The sequence below is a fragment of the Pseudomonas paraeruginosa PA7 genome (assembly GCF_000017205.1).
GTDB lineage: Bacteria > Pseudomonadota > Gammaproteobacteria > Pseudomonadales > Pseudomonadaceae > Pseudomonas > Pseudomonas paraeruginosa.
Genome location: NC_009656.1, coordinates 1,941,248 through 1,955,833, shown reverse-complemented (window position 1 = coordinate 1,955,833; position 14,586 = coordinate 1,941,248). Strand labels below are relative to the sequence as shown.

Genomic DNA, 14,586 nt, shown 5'->3' with positions numbered 1-14,586 from the left:
ACGGCAGCCGCTCTTTACCCAAGCTTTACCCAGGGTTGACCGCGCTTGACCTTGACCTCCCTAGACTGGGCTCATCCGGTAAATGGCCGGACCCAGAAAGGAGAAACACCATGCGCAAGACGCTAACCGCCCTGTTCATCGCCGCCGCCCTGCCGACGTTCGCCATGGCCGCGCCCGCCGCCAACGACCTGCCGCCCCCGCCGATGGAAGGCGGCCACATGATGGGCCAGCACGGTCCCCGGCATGGCGGACCGATGAAGGAACTGAACCTGACCCGCGAGCAGCGCCAGCAGATGGGCAAGCTGATGGGCGAGCAGATGAAGGCCCGCCACGAGATCACCCAGCGCTACCTGGCCAAGCTGCCGGCGGCCGAGCAGAAGGCCCTCAAGGACGAACTCAAGGCCAGCCACGAGAAGACCCAGAAGGACATCCGCGCCCTGCTCACCCCCGAGCAGCAGAAGAAGTTCGACGAACTGCAGAAGAAGCGCGAGCAGCGCAAGGCAGAGTGGGCCGAATTCCAGCAATGGAAGGCCGACAAGAAGTCCAACTGACGTCCGAGCCACCGCTACCGGGTCCTCCGGTAGCGGTCTTCCGTCCAGCCGGAATCGCATATCCTAGGGGTTTACCCACGCGGCCGGCCCGACATGCGATTCAACAGGAAAACCATGCGTTCACTCTTCTGGCGAATCCTCGCCGCCTTCTGGCTGGCCCTGCTGCTGGTCGCCGGGCTGTCCATCCTGCTGGGTCGTGCGCTGAACCAGGACACCTGGATCATCGCCCGCCATCCTGGCCTGAAGGATCTCGCCGAGCAGTGGACCGCCCTCTACGAAGAACAGGGCAGCTACGCGGCCCAGGGCTTGCTGGAGCAACGCCGCCGTGACTACGGGATTTCCATCCAGGTGCTCGATGAAAGCGGCCAGCGCCTGGTCGACGGCACCTACCTGCCGCGCCCGCACCATCGCCCGCCGCGCACCAGCGACCGCAACCTGCCACGCTTCCCCTGGCGCCAGTTGAGCCAGGAATACGTCAGCCCGCAGAGCAACCATACCTACCTGTTCATCTATCGCATCCCGCATCCGGAGCTGGAGGCCTGGCACCGCGGCAGCCTGCTCTGGCCGCTCAGCGCGCTGGGCATCGCGCTGGTGGTGCTGACCCTGTTCAGCCTGCTGCTGACGCTGTCCATCACCCGTCCGCTGAACCGCCTGCGGCGTGCCGTGCACGACCTCGGCCAGACCGCCTACCAGAAGGACAGCCTGGCCCGCCTGGCGCGGCGCGGCGATGAACTGGGCACCCTGGCGCGCGATTTCAACCGCATGGGCGAACGCCTGCAAAGCCTGATCGGCAGCCAGCGTCAGTTGCTCCGCGACGTGTCCCACGAACTGCGCTCGCCGCTGGCGCGCCTGCGCATCGCCCTGGCCCTGGCCGAACGCGCCGAACCGGAAGCGCGGGCGCAGATGTGGCCGCGCCTGGAACAGGAATGCGACCGCCTGGAAGCGCTGATCGGCGAGATCCTCGCCCTCGCCCGGCTCGACGCCGAGCCCGGCGCCAGCCAGCGGATCGACCTGCTGCCCTTGCTTCAGCGCCTGCGCGAGGACGCCCTGCTGCTGGCCCCGGAACAGGACATCCGCCTGGAAGTGGCCGACGACCTGAACATCGACGGCTGGCCTGACATGTTCGAACGCGCGGTGGACAACCTGCTGCGCAACGCCGTGCGCTTCAACCCCGTCGGCCAACCGCTGGAAGTGCGTGCCAGCAGCGCCGGCGACTACCTGCGCCTGAGCGTCCGCGACCATGGACCGGGGATTGCCGCCGAGCTGCAGGACCAATTGGGCGAACCCTTCTTCCGCGCCCCCAACCAGAGCAGCCCGGGTCACGGCCTCGGCCTGGCCATCGCCCGCCGCGCCATCGAGCGCCACGGCGGGCACCTGCGCCTGGGCAACCATCCCGACGGCGGCTTCATCGCCACCCTCAGCCTGCCGCTACGGCGCAAGGCGACCGAATGACGCCGCGCCCGGACGCGCGGCAATTCCCCAGGAGCATCCGGCATGACTCTTCCCGCTTCGTTGTTCCTCGATGAACTCCCTCTCGCCCAGGCCATCGCGCCGCCGCCGGAACCTCCCGGCGACGAGCCGCAATCGCTGGTTCTGGCGGTCGAGCTGGGGCAGGTCGCCCAGCAACTGCGGCAACGCTGGACGCGTCTGGAACTGAGCCTGCCGGAGCGCGGCACCTGGCCACTGGAAAGCTGGCGCCCGGCCTTGCACGAAGCGCTCTACAGCCTGCTCGGCGGCGCCGCGCAGGCGCGCCCGTGGCAGCGCATCACGCTGAGCCCGCTACTGGACGCCCGCCGTGGCCGCCTGCGCCTGGACATCCTCGGCCAGGCGGAAGAAGGCCAGCGCTGGCTGCCCGCGGCCATCGAGGCGGCCCGACGCCTGGCCGGCTGGCAGGGCGGCCGCCTGCTCTGGCACGTCCGGGGCGCGCGCTGGTGCGTGCGCCTGCTGTTGCCACTCAGCCCGGCCAGTTGCTGACGAAGGCTGCCGGATCGAGCTGCGGCGGGGTGCGCAACTCGCCCAACGGCGTGCCCAGGTAGACGAAACCGATGATCCGTTCCTGTTCGTTGAGTCCCAGGCCGGCATGCACCACCGGATCGGTGGCCATCTCGCCGGTCCGCCACATCGCCCCTAGTCCCTGGGCATAGGCACCCAGCACCAGGCCATGGGCGGCGCAGCCGGCGGCCAGCAGTTGCTCGCCGTGCGGCACCTTCGGATGGTCCTGCAGGCAGGCGACCGCCACCACCAGCAGCGGTGCCCGCAGCGGCATGTTGCGGGCCTTGGCCAGCGCCTCTTCGGTGGCGTCCGGCTGGCGGGTCGCCAGGGCGCGGGCATACAGGTCGCCGAGAGCCTTGCGGCCTTCGCCCTGCACCACGATGAAGCGCCAGGGCCGCAACTGGCCATGGTCAGGCGCGCGCAGGGCAACCCGCAGCAGCCGGTCGAGCTGCTCCGGCGAGGGCGCGGGGTCGCTCAGGCGGGCGTGGGAAACGCGGTTGAGCAAGGCGTCGAGGGCCTCCATGGACGAACTCCTGTCGAAGACGAAATCGCCATTGTAGACGCAATCGCCGGGCCCCCGCCCAGTATCAGGCGACCCGCCCCGGCGCCAGGTGCGGTTGCAGCGGTGGCGTCAGCGGCGGCAGGCCGTAGGCGGCGCGCGCGGCGTCGCAAGCGGGGTTCGGCTGGCCGTTGGCCCAGGCCGCCTCGAACTCGCGGCAGGTGCTGGAGCGCTGCTCGTAGACGGTGCAGCGCACGCCACAACCGACCTCGCCGAGCAGTCCGACGCAGCGCACCGGCCTGCTCTCGGTGCCGCTCATGGCGACCATCTGCGGGTTGACCTGGACGGTCAGCTCATCGGGCACGACGCCGCCCGCGGAACGGCATTCCCCCCAGTAGAAGGACACACGGAAATGCGCACAGCAGGCGCCGCAGGTAAGACACGGATTGTCAGTGGACATGGTTGGCAGAACACCAGAGAAACCGGCGAGCGCCGGCGGGCGAAGCGAGATTCTAGCGATTTCGCGGCGGCTGTGAAGAGGGGCGCAGCGGCGGATTTACTCTGCGCGGACGGCTGGTAGAATGACCGGTCCGCCACCGCCCAGAGCCCCACGATCCATGGCCTTGCCGACCCTACGCACCCTCGGTTTCATCATCGGCATCTTCCTGATCACTCTGGCCGCCAGCATGCTGGTCCCGATCCTCACCATGCTCGCCTTCGACCGTACCGAAGGCATCCAGGCCTTCATCTGGTCCAGCGTCGCCACCTTCGTCAGCGGCCTCGGCCTGGTCCTTCCCGGTCGCCCCGAGCACGTCCACCTGCGTCCACGGGACATGTACATGCTGACGGTGTCGAGCTGGGTGCTGGTGTGCATCTTCGCCGCCCTGCCGTTCGTCCTGCAGCAGCACATCAGCTACACCGACGCGTTCTTCGAGAGCATGTCGGGCATCACCGCCACCGGCTCCACCGTACTCAGCGGGCTGGACGACATGTCGCCGGGCATCCTCATCTGGCGCTCGCTGCTGCACTGGCTCGGCGGCATCGGCTTCATCGCCATGGCGGTGGCGATCCTGCCGATGCTGCGGATCGGCGGCATGCGCCTGTTCCAGACCGAGTCCTCGGACCGCTCGGAAAAGGTCATGCCGCGCTCGCACATGGTCGCCAAGTACATCGTCGCCACCTATGTCGGCATCACCCTCCTCGGCAGCCTGGCCTTCTGGGGCGCCGGCATGAGCCCGTTCGACGCGGTCAACCACGCCATGTCGGCGATTTCCACCGGCGGTTTCTCCACCTCCGACCAGTCCCTGGCCAAGTGGAAGCAGCCGGCGGTGCACTGGACCGCGGTAGCGGTGATGATCCTCGGCAGCCTGCCGTTCGCGCTCTACGTCGCCACCCTGCGCGGCCACCGCCGGGCGCTGATCAAGGATCAGCAGGTGCGCGGCCTGCTCGGCCTGCTGCTGGTGACGTGGCTGCTGATGGGCACCTGGTACGCGCTGACCTCCAGGCTGCCCTGGATGGACGCCTTCCGCATCGTCGCGGTGAACGTCACCTCGGTGGTCACCACCACCGGCTTCGCCCTCGGCGACTACAGCATGTGGGGCCACTTCTCGATCATGCTGTTCTTCTACCTCGGCTTCATCGGCGGCTGTTCCGGCTCCACCGCCGGCGGCATCAAGATCTTCCGCTTCCAGGTCGCCTACACCCTGCTCAAGGCCAACCTCTACCAGCTGATCCACCCGCGCGCGGTGCTCAAGCAGAACTACAACGGCCACCGCCTGGACGAGGAGATCGTCCGCTCGATCCTGACCTTCTCGTTCTTCTTCGCCATCGTCGTCTGCCTGCTCGCCCTCGGCCTGTCGCTGATCGGCCTGGACTGGATGACCGCGCTCACCGGCGCCGCCAGCACCGTGGCCGGCGTAGGGCCGGGGATGGGGCCGATCATCGGCCCCTCGGGCAACTTCGCCAGCCTGCCGGACGCCGCCAAGTGGCTGCTGGCCGCCGGCATGCTGCTCGGCCGCCTGGAAATCATCACCGTGCTGGTTCTGCTGACCCCTGCGTTCTGGCGCCACTGAGCGGCGGACCCTGGCCGCAATGTCTCTACTCAGGGACTGAAAAGCCGGTGTAAGCTTCTGCACCATGACGACTCAGCCGCAACCCGGCCACGTGAGCCTGGATAGTTCCACCCAGCCCGCCCGCGTCAGAGCCATAGGTGATTGGACGCTCGCCCACTACACGGCCCTGGAGCGCGAGGTGACGCGCCTGCGCAGCCAGGTGGCGGGCGACGCCAGCTTCGACCTCAGCCAGCTCGGCGCCCTGGATACCGCCGGCGCCGCGCTGCTCGCCGAGCTGCTCGGCGCCGAACGCCTGGCCGACCTCGCCGAGCTGGAGCCTGGCCTGCCGCGCGAGCGCCAGGCCCTGCTGAAGACCGTCGGCCACGCCCTGCACGATTTCTGCGAACCGGAAAAACCCAAGCCGCCGACCACCGCCATCGAACTGCTGGCGCGCATCGGCTGTGCCATGGAGACCTTCTGGCTGCACCTCAAGGCGCTCCTCGGCTTCATCGGCCTGACCCTGGAAACCCTGCTCCGCAGCCTGGTCCGCCCGGCCAGCTGGCGGGTCACGCCGCTGGTGGCGAACATCGAGAAGAGCGGCCTGGACGCGGTGCCGATCATCGCCCTGCTGACCTTCCTGGTCGGCGCGGTGATCGCCTTCCTCGGCGCCACGGTGCTGGCCAACTTCGGTGCGACCATCTACACGGTCAACCTGGTGGTGTTCTCCTTCCTCCGCGAATTCGCCGTGCTGCTCACCGCGATCCTCATGGCCGGCCGCACCGCCAGCGCCTTCACCGCGCAGATCGGTTCGATGAAGGCCAACGAGGAGATCGACGCGATCCGCGCCCTCGGCCTCAACCCCATCGAACTGCTGGTGCTGCCGCGGGTGCTGGCGCTGCTGGTGTCGCTGCCGATGCTGACCTTCGTCGGCATGCTCTGCGGCATCGTCGGCGGCATGACGGTCTGCGCCTGGTCCCTGGACATCCCGCCGGCGATGTTCCTGTCGATCATGGAGGACGGCATCGGCGTCCAGCATTTCCTGGTCGGCATCAGCAAGGCCCCGCTGTTCGCCTTCCTGATCGCCGTGATCGGCTGCCTGGAAGGCTTCAAGGTCAGCGGCAGCGCGCAGTCGGTGGGCGAGCACACGACCACCAGCGTGGTCCACTCGATCTTCGTGGTGATCCTGCTCGACGCCCTCGCCGCGCTGTTCTTCATGGAGATGGGCTGGTGAGCCAGGACAACCCGCAGGCGATCATCCAGGTGCGCGACCTGTGCAACCGTTTCGGCGCCCAGACCGTGCACGAGCACCTCGACCTCGACGTCCGCCGCGGCGAGATCCTCGGCGTGGTCGGCGGCTCCGGCACCGGCAAGTCGGTGCTGCTGCGCAGCATCGTCGGCCTGCGCCGGCCGACCTCGGGCAGCGTGCGGGTGTTCGGCGAGGACCTGCTGCAACTGCCGGAAGAGCGCCGTTCGCTGGTCGAGCGGCGCTTCGGCGTGCTGTTCCAGCAGGGCGCGCTGTTCTCCTCGCTGACCGTGGTCGAGAACGTCGCCCTGCCGCTGATCGAGAACGCCGGCCTGCCGCGCGCCGACGCCGAGCACCTGGCCCAGGTCAAGCTGGCCCTCGCCGGGCTGCCGGCCAATGCCGGCGACAAGTATCCGGCCTCGCTTTCCGGCGGCATGATCAAGCGCGCCGCCCTGGCCCGTGCCCTGGCGCTGGACCCGGACATACTGTTCCTCGACGAGCCCACCGCCGGCCTCGATCCGATCGGCGCGGCCGCCTTCGACAACCTGATCCGCACCCTGCGCGACGCCCTGGGACTGACCGTGTTCCTGGTCACCCACGACCTCGACACCCTGTACACCATCTGCGACCGGGTCGCCGTGCTGTCGCAGAAGAAGGTCCTGGTGGTCGATACCCTGGAGCGGGTCGCCGCCACCGACGACGCCTGGGTCCGCGAGTATTTCCACGGGCCGCGCGGGCGCGCCGCCCACCAAGTCGCCGCCGTGCTGGAGAACCACTGAGATGGAAACCCGAGCCCACCATGTGTTGATCGGCCTGTTCAGCGTGATCGTGATCGGCGCCGCCCTGCTCTTCGGCCTGTGGCTGGCCAAGTCAGGCTCCGAGGGCAAGTTCAACTACTACGACATCGTCTTCAACGAGGCGGTCAGCGGCCTGTCCCAGGGCAGTTCGGTGCAGTACAGCGGGATCAAGGTCGGCGACGTCGCCTTCCTCCGCCTCGACCCGCAGGACCCGCGCAAGGTCTGGGCGCGCATCCGGGTGGTGGCCAGCGCGCCGATCAAGCAGGACACCACGGCCAAGCTGGCGCTCACCGGGATCACCGGCACCTCGATCATCCAGCTCAGCAGCGGCACGCCCTCCAGCCCGATGCTGGAAGGCAAGGACGGGAAGATCCCGGTTATCGTCGCCACGCCCTCGCCACTGACCCAGTTGCTGAGCAACGGCGAGGACCTGATGGGCAATATCAACCAGCTCATCGCGCGTTTCAGCAACCTGCTTTCCGAAGAGAACAGCGCCCGCATCAGCCGCACCCTGGATCATCTCGACCAGGCCACCGGCGCGCTTTCCGCCGAGCGCGAGAACGTCAGCGCGGTGATGCAGCAACTGGCCCAGGCCAGCAAGCAGGCCAACGCCGCCCTGGCCCAGGCCAGCGAACTGATGCGCAACGCCAATGGTCTGCTCAACGAGCAGGGCAAAGGGATGCTGGAGAATGCCAGCAAGACCATGGCCTCGCTGGAACGCACCAGTGCTACCCTCGACCAGTTGATCAGCGAAAACCGCCATTCGCTGGACGGCGGTATCCAGGGCATCGCCGAGCTCGGTCCGGCGGTCAGCGAACTGCGCGACACCCTGGCGGCGCTGCGCGGGATCAGCCGGCGCCTGGAAGAAAACCCGGCGAACTACCTGCTGGGCCGGGAAAAAACCAAGGAGTTCACCCCATGATGGTCGCCCTTCGCCCGCTGCGTCGCCTGTCCCTGGCCGCCGGCCTGGTCGTGTTCGCCACTCTCGGCGCCTGTTCGATCCTGCCGGAGGCGCAGGTCCTGCAGGTTTACCTGTTGCCGGTGCACAACCCGCCGGCCAGTGCCGTCGCGCGGCCGGTCGACTGGTCGCTGCGGATCGCCCGGCCGCGCACCAGCCTGGTGCTGGAGAGCCCGCGCATCGCGGTGCGCCCACAGGGCGACGAGATCAGCGTGTACCAGGGCGCGCGCTGGAGCGACCCGGCGCCGGCGCTGCTGCGCGATCGCCTGATGCAGGCGTTCCAGGCCGACGGCCGGGTCCGTGGCCTGAGCAGCGACGACAGCAACCTGCAGGCCGATTTCGAACTGGGCGGCGACCTGCGCGCATTCCAGACCGAATACCCGAACGGCCAGGCCACCGCGCTGATCCGCTACGACGCGCGACTGGTGCGCAGCGACGACAAGCGGGTGATCGCCAGCCGGCGCTTCGAGGTACGCCAGCCGGTGGATGGCAGGAAGGTTCCGGAAGTGGTCAGCGCCTTCGGCAAGGCCGCCGATACGCTATCGGCCCAGGTCCTCGACTGGACCCTGCGCCAGGCCGCTGCACAACCCTCCGCGCAGCCCTGAACCGCGTGGACTGGCCGGCTACCCCGGCCCGTCCTGCCAGCGCGCGCGGTATTCGCTGGGCGTGCAACCGAACCAGCGGCGGAACGCCCGGAAGAAATTGCTCGGATCGGCGAAACCCAGCAGGTAGGCGACTTCCAGCAAGGTCAGGCCAGGCTGCTGGAGATACTGTCCGGCCATCTCCCGGCGCGTGTCGTCGAGCAGTTGCTGGTAGCTGGTGCCTTCTTCCTGGAGGCGTCGTTGCAAGGTGCGCTGCGACAGGTGCAACGCCTGCGCCACCCGCTCGCGCCTGGGCTCGCCCTGCGGCAGCAGCCGGCACAGGGTCTGCCGGGCCAGGTGGGTGATGCGACTGCTGCCGAAGCGCGCCAGGTAGTCGCCGGCGAAACGGTCGTGCAATTGGGCCAGCGCCTCGTTGGCAGAGGGGAGCGGGGCCTCCAGGTCGGCGCGGGAGAACACCAGCGCGTACTCCTCGGCATGGAAACGCAGCGGCGCGCGGAACAGCTCGCTGTAGGGCGCCAGCGGCTCGCGCGGCGCGCCGGGCAGCTCCACCAGCAGCGGGTCCAGCGCGCGACCGGTGATCCAGCGGACCATGTCCACCAGGTAGGCCAGCGAGCATTCGGCGCTCTGCGGCGGCGCCGGCAGTCGATCGCCATGCACCGTGACGCCCAGCCGATAGCCCTGTGGCGTGCGGCGGAAAGTCAGGTCGGACGCTTCCGCGATGATCCGCTGGTAACGTTCCAGGCGAGCGAAGCCTTCGGCCAGGTTGCGACTCGACATCAGCGCATAGCCCACCACGTGGAAGGCCGGCCGGCGGACCCGGGCGATGTTCAGGCCGATCGCCGGATTGCCGCTGAGCGCCACTGCCCGCTGCCACAGGCGGCTCATCGCGTCCTGGGGAAAGCGCGCGTCGGGATCCTGCAGGGCCTGGTAGTCGAGGCCCAGCTCGGCGAACAGCTGGCGCCCGTCGAGGCCTTCCAGCTCCAGGGCGAGGACGATGCCCTGGACCCAACTGGACAAGGTAGTACGTTCCGGCATCGGTCTCTTCTTGTTCTGGGGGGCACAATGCTGGCCATCGGCTGGCCTGGCGGCCCAAGGATACTAAACTGGCCCTGTATGTCATCCGTGGTATCGGCCTGCCCGCCTACACTGGACCGACACAACGAGAGGAGGCATCCCATGAGCAGCCCCGACGTCCAGCGTTTCCAGAGTTTCGCCGAGTTCTACCCCTATTACCTGCAGGAGCACAGCAATGCCGTCTGCCGTCGCCTGCACTACGTCGGCAGCCTGCTGGTGCTGGCGGTGCTCTTCCACGCGCTGGCCAGCCAGCAGTGGCTGTGGCTGCTGGCGCTGCCGCTGGTCGGCTACGGCTTCGCCTGGGTCGGCCACTTCGTCTTCGAGAAGAACCGCCCGGCCACCTTCAAGTATCCGTTGTGGTCGTTCATGGGCGACTGGGTGATGCTCAAGGACGCCTTCACCGGTCGCATCCGTTTCTGACGCCCCGCGCGGCCGGCCCCCCTGGCCGGTCGCCCTCCCGGCACGACCGTCGGTCCCGGGCGCACGTGCATTCCCTGAACAATCGATCAGCTGTCACTGGCCGCCACGCAAACGCTTGGTTAAGATTCCGCCAGCAACCTGGCCAGCCGCCATTCCCCGGCGGAGCGCTCACGAGGCAGAGCCGGGACGAAAATACACAGGGATCCTCTCCAGCGCATGAAGCCCACCCTCCCCGACCGCTCGCCGACGAGCCGGTCCGTCGCATCCATGCGCGAATACTATTCGCGCGTGCTGGCTTATATCGCGTGTGGCGCCAGCATCGCGGCGGGAACCTATACCCAGTATTTCAGCTACGGCATCCTCTGGATGGTGCCGTACGCCCTGCTCTACCCGCACCTGGCCTACCATCTCGGCCAGCGCTTCCGCCAGCACGATCCGCGCAAGGTGACCCGCGTCCTGCTCGCGGTCGACGCCGCGCACTGCGGCCTGGGCATGGCCCTGCTCGGCTTCTCGGTGGTCCCCAGCCTGATGTTCCTGCTGGTGCTCAGCTTCACCGCGCTGGTCATCGGCGGCCTGCGCCTGCTCGGCATGGCCCTGCTGGTATCGGCCAGCAGCGCCCTGCTGGTCACCGTCCTCGCCGCGCCGCCGCTGCTCGGCACCACGCCGGTGGAAGTGGCGGCGGTGAGCATCCTGTTCTGCGGCCTGTACATCTGCATCACCGCCTTCTTCGGCCACCAGCAGGGCCTGCGCCTGGCCCAGGTGCGCCAGGAGATCGCCCGCGAGCAGGAAAAGGCCGCGCGGCTCGCGCGCAACCTGGCCAAGTACCTGTCGCCGCAGGTCTGGGAGATGATCTTCAGCGGCAAGAAGAGCGTGCGCCTGGAAACCCAGCGCAAGAAGCTCACCGTGTTCTTCTCCGATATCCGCGGCTTCACCGAACTCTCCGAGGAGCTGGAGGCCGAGGCGCTGACCGACCTGCTCAACAACTACCTCAACGAGATGTCGAAGATCGCCCTCAAGTACGGCGGCACCATTGATAAGTTCGTCGGCGACTGCGTCATGGTGTTCTTCGGCGACCCCAGTACCCAGGGCGCGAAGAAGGACGCCGTGGCGGCGGTATCGATGGGCATCGCCATGCGCAAGCACATGAAGGTGCTGCGCCAGCAGTGGCGGGCCCAGGGCATCACCAAGCCGCTGGAAATCCGCATGGGCATCAACACCGGCTATTGCACGGTGGGCAACTTCGGCGCCGACACGCGCATGGACTACACCATCATCGGTCGCGAGGTGAACCTCGCCAGCCGCCTGGAAAGCGCCTCGGAAGCCGGCGAGATCCTCATTTCCCACGAGACCTACTCGCTGGTCAAGGACGTGATCATGTGCCGCGACAAGGGCCAGATCACGGTCAAGGGCTTCAGCCGGCCGGTGCAGATCTACCAGGTGGTGGACTCGCGCCGCGACCTCGGCGCCGCGCCCAGCTACGTCGAGCACGAACTGCCAGGCTTCTCCATGTACCTGGATACCAACAACATCCAGAACTACGACAAGGAACGGGTCATCCAGGCCCTGCAGCAGGCCGCCGAGCGCCTGCGCGACAAGGTCATCCTCTGAGCCGGTCGAGCGCCGCCGGCAACTCCTGCGTCCACTCCGAGGCCGCCCGCGGGCAGCACGCCTGCAATGCCAGGAACTCCTCCGCCGAGGCCCGCCAGGATTGCTCCCGCGCCCAGCGCGCGCAAGCCTCGCGGTCCAGCGCCAGGGCCTGGCGGCAGGCTTCGCCGAGGTCCTCGTGCATGACGCCGGTCACGCCCTGGCGCAGCACGTCGAGCGGGCCCGGTACGGCGAAGGCCGCCACCGGCACGCCACAGGCCAGGGCTTCGAGCATCACCAGGCCGTAGGTATCGGTGCGCGACGGGAACACCAACACCGAGGCCGTCCGGTAGGCATCGGCCAGCGCCTCGCCATGCCGATAGCCGAGGAAGCGCGCCCGCGGATAGCGCCGCTCCAGCGCCGCCCGTTGCGGGCCGTCACCCACCAGCCACTGCTCGCCCGGCAGTTCGAGGTCGAGGAACGCCTCCAGGTTCTTTTCCGGCGCCAGCCGCCCGGCATACAGGAACACCGGCTCCCGCCGATCCTCAGCCGGCGACTCGGCGGGCCGGAACAGCCCGGTGTCGACCCCCTTGCGCCACAGCCGCAGGCGCTGGAAGCGCCAACTGGCGAATTCCTCGCGCAGGCGCGGGGTGCTCACCAGTACCGCCTCGCTGGGCCGGTGGAAGGTGCGCAGGAAAGCGTAGCCCCAGGACAGTGGCAGCCAGGGAATGCGGTCGCGCACGTATTCGGGAAAGCGCGTGTGGATCGCCGTGGTGAAGCCCATGCCGCGCCTGCCCAGCCAGCGCCGGGCAGCCCAGCCGAGCGGGCCCTCGGTGGCCAGGTGCACGGCGTCCGGGGCGAAGGCCTCGATCAGGGCAGCGAGCCGCCAGAGGTTCCAGGCCAGGGGGATTTCCGGATAGCCGGGACAGGGCAGGCAACGGAAGTCGTCGGGCGAGAGCACGCGCACCTGGTGGCCCAGCCCCTCCAGCTCACGTTGCAGCGCCAGCAGGCTGGTGACGACTCCGTTGACTTGCGGCAACCAGGCGTCGCTGACGATCAGCAACCTCATGCCGCCGGCTCGACGGCCGCGGCGCGCTCCGCCAACCGCGCCTGCTCCTCGGCCAGGCGGTAGAGCTGGATGCTGCCGTCCCAGTGCTCGATCAGTGCCGTGCAGGACTCCACCCAATCGCCGCAGTTGAGGTAGTCGATACCATCGATGCGGCGGATCTCGGCATGGTGGATATGCCCGCAGACCACTCCGTCGAGCCCGCGTTTCTGGCATTCGTGGGCGATGGCCTCCTCGAAGTCGCCGATGAAGTTCACCGCGGTCTTGACCTTGTGCTTGAGGTAGGCCGACAGCGACCAGTAGCCGTAGCCCCAGCGCCGCCGCCAGTGGTTCAGCCAGCGGTTGAGCAACAGGGTGAACTCGTAGGCGGAGTCGCCGAGGAACGCCAGCCAGCGGTGATAGCGGGTGATCACGTCGAACTGGTCGCCATGGATCACCAGCAGCTTGCGGCCGTCGGCGGTGCTGTGCACGGCCTCGTCGACCAGGCGGATGTTGCCGAGCACCAGGCTCGAGTAGCGGCGCAGGAATTCGTCGTGGTTGCCGGTGACGTAGATCACCTCGGTGCCGCGCTTGCTCAGGGTGAGCAGGCGGCGGATCACGTTGGTATGGGCCTGCGGCCAGTAGATGCCGCCACGCAGCTTCCAGCCGTCGATGATGTCGCCCACCAGGTAGATGCGGTCGGCGTGGTAGCGCTTGAGGAACCCCGCCAGGTGCTCGGCCTGGCAGTCCCGCGTTCCCAGGTGCACGTCGGATATCCACAAGGTCCGGACCCGCTGCTTGCGGTTCGAGGTGAAACGTTGCGCGGTGCTCATCGGCGGATCTCCGACGGTGTTTTTCCGATCTTGGCCGCAGCCGGTGAAGCGACTGTGACAACCCCGCGACCGTTGCGTGACAGGCCACGGCTGTCTGTGCGCGGCGCCAGCGGTTAGACTGATCGCCTGCCTCCGGGAGCTTCGCCATGGGTTCGATCCTTTCCCTGCGCCACTACAACCACGACCAGATCGTCCATAGCCATGACCATGCCCAGTTGGTCATGGGTCTCAGCGGCTGCCTCGAGTTCGAGGTCGACGGCCGCGGCAGCCGCGTTCTGCGGCAGACCTTCGCGGTGGTCCCGGCGGCGGCCCGGCACGCCTGTTCCAGCCCCGACGGCAGCCATTGCCTGGTCCTCGACCTGCCCTGCGACGGCAGCCTGTTGCACGGCCTCGGCGAGCACGCAGAGGCCGGCCAGCGGTTGTTCGAACGACCGCAGGCGCTGCCGCTGACGCCGGCCCAGGGCCAACTGGTGAGCTGGCTGGCCAGCGGGCCGATCAACGATCCGGTGATCGCCCACCAGGGCGCCGGCCTGCTCCTCGCCAGCCTGGCCAGCGAGCGCCAACCACCGCGCCAGCGGCCACGCCTGCCGCTGGCCAGCCTGGACGCCTATCTCGACCGCCACGCCGCCTACCCGCTGCAGGTCGCCGACCTGGCGCGGCTGGCCGGCCTCTCGGTAGCGCGCTTCCACAGCCTGTTTCTCGCCGAAACCGGGCAGACGCCCATGGACTACGCGCGCAGCCGGCGCCTGCACCAGGCCCATGAACTGCTGCTGCAAAGCGGCCTGGCGGTGGGCGAGATCGCCGCGCGGGTCGGCTACGCCTCGCAGAGCGCCTTCACCGCGGCGCTGGTCCGCGAGTTCGGCGTCACTCCGCGCCAGCTGCGCCGCGAGTCGCGCGACAAAACCGGCTAGCCGCACGACAGACAAACCCGTCGCGA

Annotated in this window: 16 protein-coding genes; 11 read left to right on the top strand and 5 right to left on the bottom strand. The window is 68.4% G+C overall.

All coding sequences use genetic code 11. The features are described 5' to 3' along the window. The first annotated feature begins 110 nt into the window (after positions 1-110). The 3 genes from PSPA7_RS09195 (at position 111) to PSPA7_RS09185 (ending at position 2,525) form a co-directional block, all read left to right on the top strand. Positions 111-551 carry a Spy/CpxP family protein refolding chaperone gene (locus PSPA7_RS09195; protein WP_003091492.1) on the top strand — a complete coding sequence of 147 codons (441 nt, stop codon included), beginning with the start codon at positions 111-113 and terminating at the stop codon, positions 549-551. Positions 552-665: 114 nt separating this feature from the next. After that, the gene (locus PSPA7_RS09190) at positions 666-2,003 is read left to right on the top strand and encodes a sensor histidine kinase (RefSeq protein WP_003158035.1); all 1,338 of its coding nucleotides are present in this window, start codon (positions 666-668) and stop codon (positions 2,001-2,003) included. Between the two features lie 42 nt (positions 2,004-2,045). Beyond that, positions 2,046-2,525, top strand: a complete 480-nt coding sequence (locus tag PSPA7_RS09185) for a hypothetical protein (protein WP_012074992.1) — start codon at positions 2,046-2,048, stop codon at positions 2,523-2,525. On the opposite strand, the gene PSPA7_RS09180 is transcribed toward PSPA7_RS09185, so the two are convergent. Both PSPA7_RS09180 and PSPA7_RS09175 read right to left on the bottom strand, forming a co-directional pair. After that, positions 2,506-3,066, bottom strand: a complete 561-nt coding sequence (locus PSPA7_RS09180; RefSeq protein ID WP_012074991.1) for an NAD(P)H nitroreductase — start codon at positions 3,064-3,066, stop codon at positions 2,506-2,508. The genes PSPA7_RS09185 and PSPA7_RS09180 overlap by 20 nt on opposite strands. Positions 3,067-3,130: 64 nt before the next feature. Further along, positions 3,131-3,502: a YkgJ family cysteine cluster protein gene (locus PSPA7_RS09175; RefSeq protein WP_033996518.1), complete on the bottom strand. Its 372-nt coding sequence runs from the start codon at positions 3,500-3,502 to the stop codon at positions 3,131-3,133. Positions 3,503-3,659: 157 nt separating this feature from the next. On the opposite strand from PSPA7_RS09175, the gene PSPA7_RS09170 reads away from it, so the two are divergent. The 5 genes from PSPA7_RS09170 (at position 3,660) to PSPA7_RS09150 (ending at position 8,696) form a co-directional block, all read left to right on the top strand. Beyond that, a complete protein-coding gene (locus PSPA7_RS09170; RefSeq protein WP_012074989.1) occupies positions 3,660-5,114 on the top strand; it encodes a TrkH family potassium uptake protein in 1,455 nt (484 codons plus the stop codon). A gap of 64 nt (positions 5,115-5,178) precedes the next feature. Continuing rightward, on the top strand, positions 5,179-6,324 hold the full coding sequence (locus PSPA7_RS09165; RefSeq protein WP_012074988.1) for an MlaE family ABC transporter permease: 1,146 nt from the start codon (positions 5,179-5,181) through the stop codon (positions 6,322-6,324). Continuing rightward, positions 6,321-7,115, top strand: coding sequence for an ABC transporter ATP-binding protein (locus PSPA7_RS09160; RefSeq protein ID WP_012074987.1), 795 nt, complete (start codon positions 6,321-6,323; stop codon positions 7,113-7,115). The genes PSPA7_RS09165 and PSPA7_RS09160 overlap by 4 nt, the downstream gene beginning before the upstream one ends. A 1-nt stretch (position 7,116) precedes the next feature. After that, on the top strand, positions 7,117-8,055 hold the full coding sequence (locus PSPA7_RS09155) for an MlaD family protein (RefSeq protein WP_003157542.1): 939 nt from the start codon (positions 7,117-7,119) through the stop codon (positions 8,053-8,055). Then, a complete protein-coding gene (locus PSPA7_RS09150) occupies positions 8,052-8,696 on the top strand; it encodes an ABC-type transport auxiliary lipoprotein family protein (protein WP_012074986.1) in 645 nt (214 codons plus the stop codon). Before PSPA7_RS09155 ends, PSPA7_RS09150 begins: the two co-directional genes overlap by 4 nt. A gap of 18 nt (positions 8,697-8,714) precedes the next feature. On the opposite strand, the gene PSPA7_RS09145 is transcribed toward PSPA7_RS09150, so the two are convergent. After that, positions 8,715-9,728, bottom strand: coding sequence for an AraC family transcriptional regulator (locus PSPA7_RS09145; RefSeq protein ID WP_012074985.1), 1,014 nt, complete (start codon positions 9,726-9,728; stop codon positions 8,715-8,717). 141 nt (positions 9,729-9,869) lie between these two features. Here PSPA7_RS09145 and PSPA7_RS09140 point away from each other — a divergent pair, with 141 nt between their 5' ends. Both PSPA7_RS09140 and PSPA7_RS09135 read left to right on the top strand, forming a co-directional pair. Further along, positions 9,870-10,187: an Mpo1-like protein gene (locus tag PSPA7_RS09140; RefSeq protein ID WP_003157543.1), complete on the top strand. Its 318-nt coding sequence runs from the start codon at positions 9,870-9,872 to the stop codon at positions 10,185-10,187. Positions 10,188-10,403: 216 nt separating this feature from the next. Then, positions 10,404-11,795, top strand: a complete 1,392-nt coding sequence (locus PSPA7_RS09135; RefSeq protein ID WP_023443417.1) for an adenylate/guanylate cyclase domain-containing protein — start codon at positions 10,404-10,406, stop codon at positions 11,793-11,795. Here PSPA7_RS09135 and PSPA7_RS09130 read toward each other — a convergent pair. Both PSPA7_RS09130 and PSPA7_RS09125 read right to left on the bottom strand, forming a co-directional pair. Next, entirely contained in the window at positions 11,785-12,840 is a 1,056-nt protein-coding gene (locus PSPA7_RS09130; protein WP_012074984.1) for a glycosyltransferase family 4 protein, read from the bottom strand. The genes PSPA7_RS09135 and PSPA7_RS09130 overlap by 11 nt on opposite strands. Further along, positions 12,837-13,649 carry a UDP-2,3-diacylglucosamine diphosphatase gene (locus tag PSPA7_RS09125; protein WP_003156574.1) on the bottom strand — a complete coding sequence of 271 codons (813 nt, stop codon included), beginning with the start codon at positions 13,647-13,649 and terminating at the stop codon, positions 12,837-12,839. The genes PSPA7_RS09130 and PSPA7_RS09125 overlap by 4 nt, the downstream gene beginning before the upstream one ends. A gap of 146 nt (positions 13,650-13,795) precedes the next feature. On the opposite strand from PSPA7_RS09125, the gene PSPA7_RS09120 reads away from it, so the two are divergent. Then, on the top strand, positions 13,796-14,560 hold the full coding sequence (locus PSPA7_RS09120; protein WP_012074983.1) for an AraC family transcriptional regulator: 765 nt from the start codon (positions 13,796-13,798) through the stop codon (positions 14,558-14,560). The last annotated feature ends 26 nt before the right edge of the window (positions 14,561-14,586 follow it).

What these genes read in the sequence shown, in the direction of transcription:
- PSPA7_RS09150 (WP_012074986.1), top strand. Translation starts at nt 8,052, where the DNA reads ATGATGGTCGCCCTTCGCCCGCTGCGTCGCCTGTCCCTGGCCGCCGGC.
- PSPA7_RS09130 (WP_012074984.1), bottom strand. Translation starts at nt 12,840, where the DNA reads ATGAGGTTGCTGATCGTCAGCGACGCCTGGTTGCCGCAAGTCAACGGA.
- PSPA7_RS09120 (WP_012074983.1), top strand. Translation starts at nt 13,796, where the DNA reads ATGGGTTCGATCCTTTCCCTGCGCCACTACAACCACGACCAGATCGTC.
- PSPA7_RS09180 (WP_012074991.1), bottom strand. Translation starts at nt 3,066, where the DNA reads ATGGAGGCCCTCGACGCCTTGCTCAACCGCGTTTCCCACGCCCGCCTG.
- PSPA7_RS09125 (WP_003156574.1), bottom strand. Translation starts at nt 13,649, where the DNA reads ATGAGCACCGCGCAACGTTTCACCTCGAACCGCAAGCAGCGGGTCCGG.
- PSPA7_RS09140 (WP_003157543.1), top strand. Translation starts at nt 9,870, where the DNA reads ATGAGCAGCCCCGACGTCCAGCGTTTCCAGAGTTTCGCCGAGTTCTAC.
- PSPA7_RS09145 (WP_012074985.1), bottom strand. Translation starts at nt 9,728, where the DNA reads ATGCCGGAACGTACTACCTTGTCCAGTTGGGTCCAGGGCATCGTCCTC.
- PSPA7_RS09185 (WP_012074992.1), top strand. Translation starts at nt 2,046, where the DNA reads ATGACTCTTCCCGCTTCGTTGTTCCTCGATGAACTCCCTCTCGCCCAG.
- PSPA7_RS09175 (WP_033996518.1), bottom strand. Translation starts at nt 3,502, where the DNA reads ATGTCCACTGACAATCCGTGTCTTACCTGCGGCGCCTGCTGTGCGCAT.
- PSPA7_RS09170 (WP_012074989.1), top strand. Translation starts at nt 3,660, where the DNA reads ATGGCCTTGCCGACCCTACGCACCCTCGGTTTCATCATCGGCATCTTC.
- PSPA7_RS09135 (WP_023443417.1), top strand. Translation starts at nt 10,404, where the DNA reads ATGAAGCCCACCCTCCCCGACCGCTCGCCGACGAGCCGGTCCGTCGCA.
- PSPA7_RS09165 (WP_012074988.1), top strand. Translation starts at nt 5,179, where the DNA reads ATGACGACTCAGCCGCAACCCGGCCACGTGAGCCTGGATAGTTCCACC.
- PSPA7_RS09155 (WP_003157542.1), top strand. Translation starts at nt 7,117, where the DNA reads ATGGAAACCCGAGCCCACCATGTGTTGATCGGCCTGTTCAGCGTGATC.
- PSPA7_RS09195 (WP_003091492.1), top strand. Translation starts at nt 111, where the DNA reads ATGCGCAAGACGCTAACCGCCCTGTTCATCGCCGCCGCCCTGCCGACG.
- PSPA7_RS09190 (WP_003158035.1), top strand. Translation starts at nt 666, where the DNA reads ATGCGTTCACTCTTCTGGCGAATCCTCGCCGCCTTCTGGCTGGCCCTG.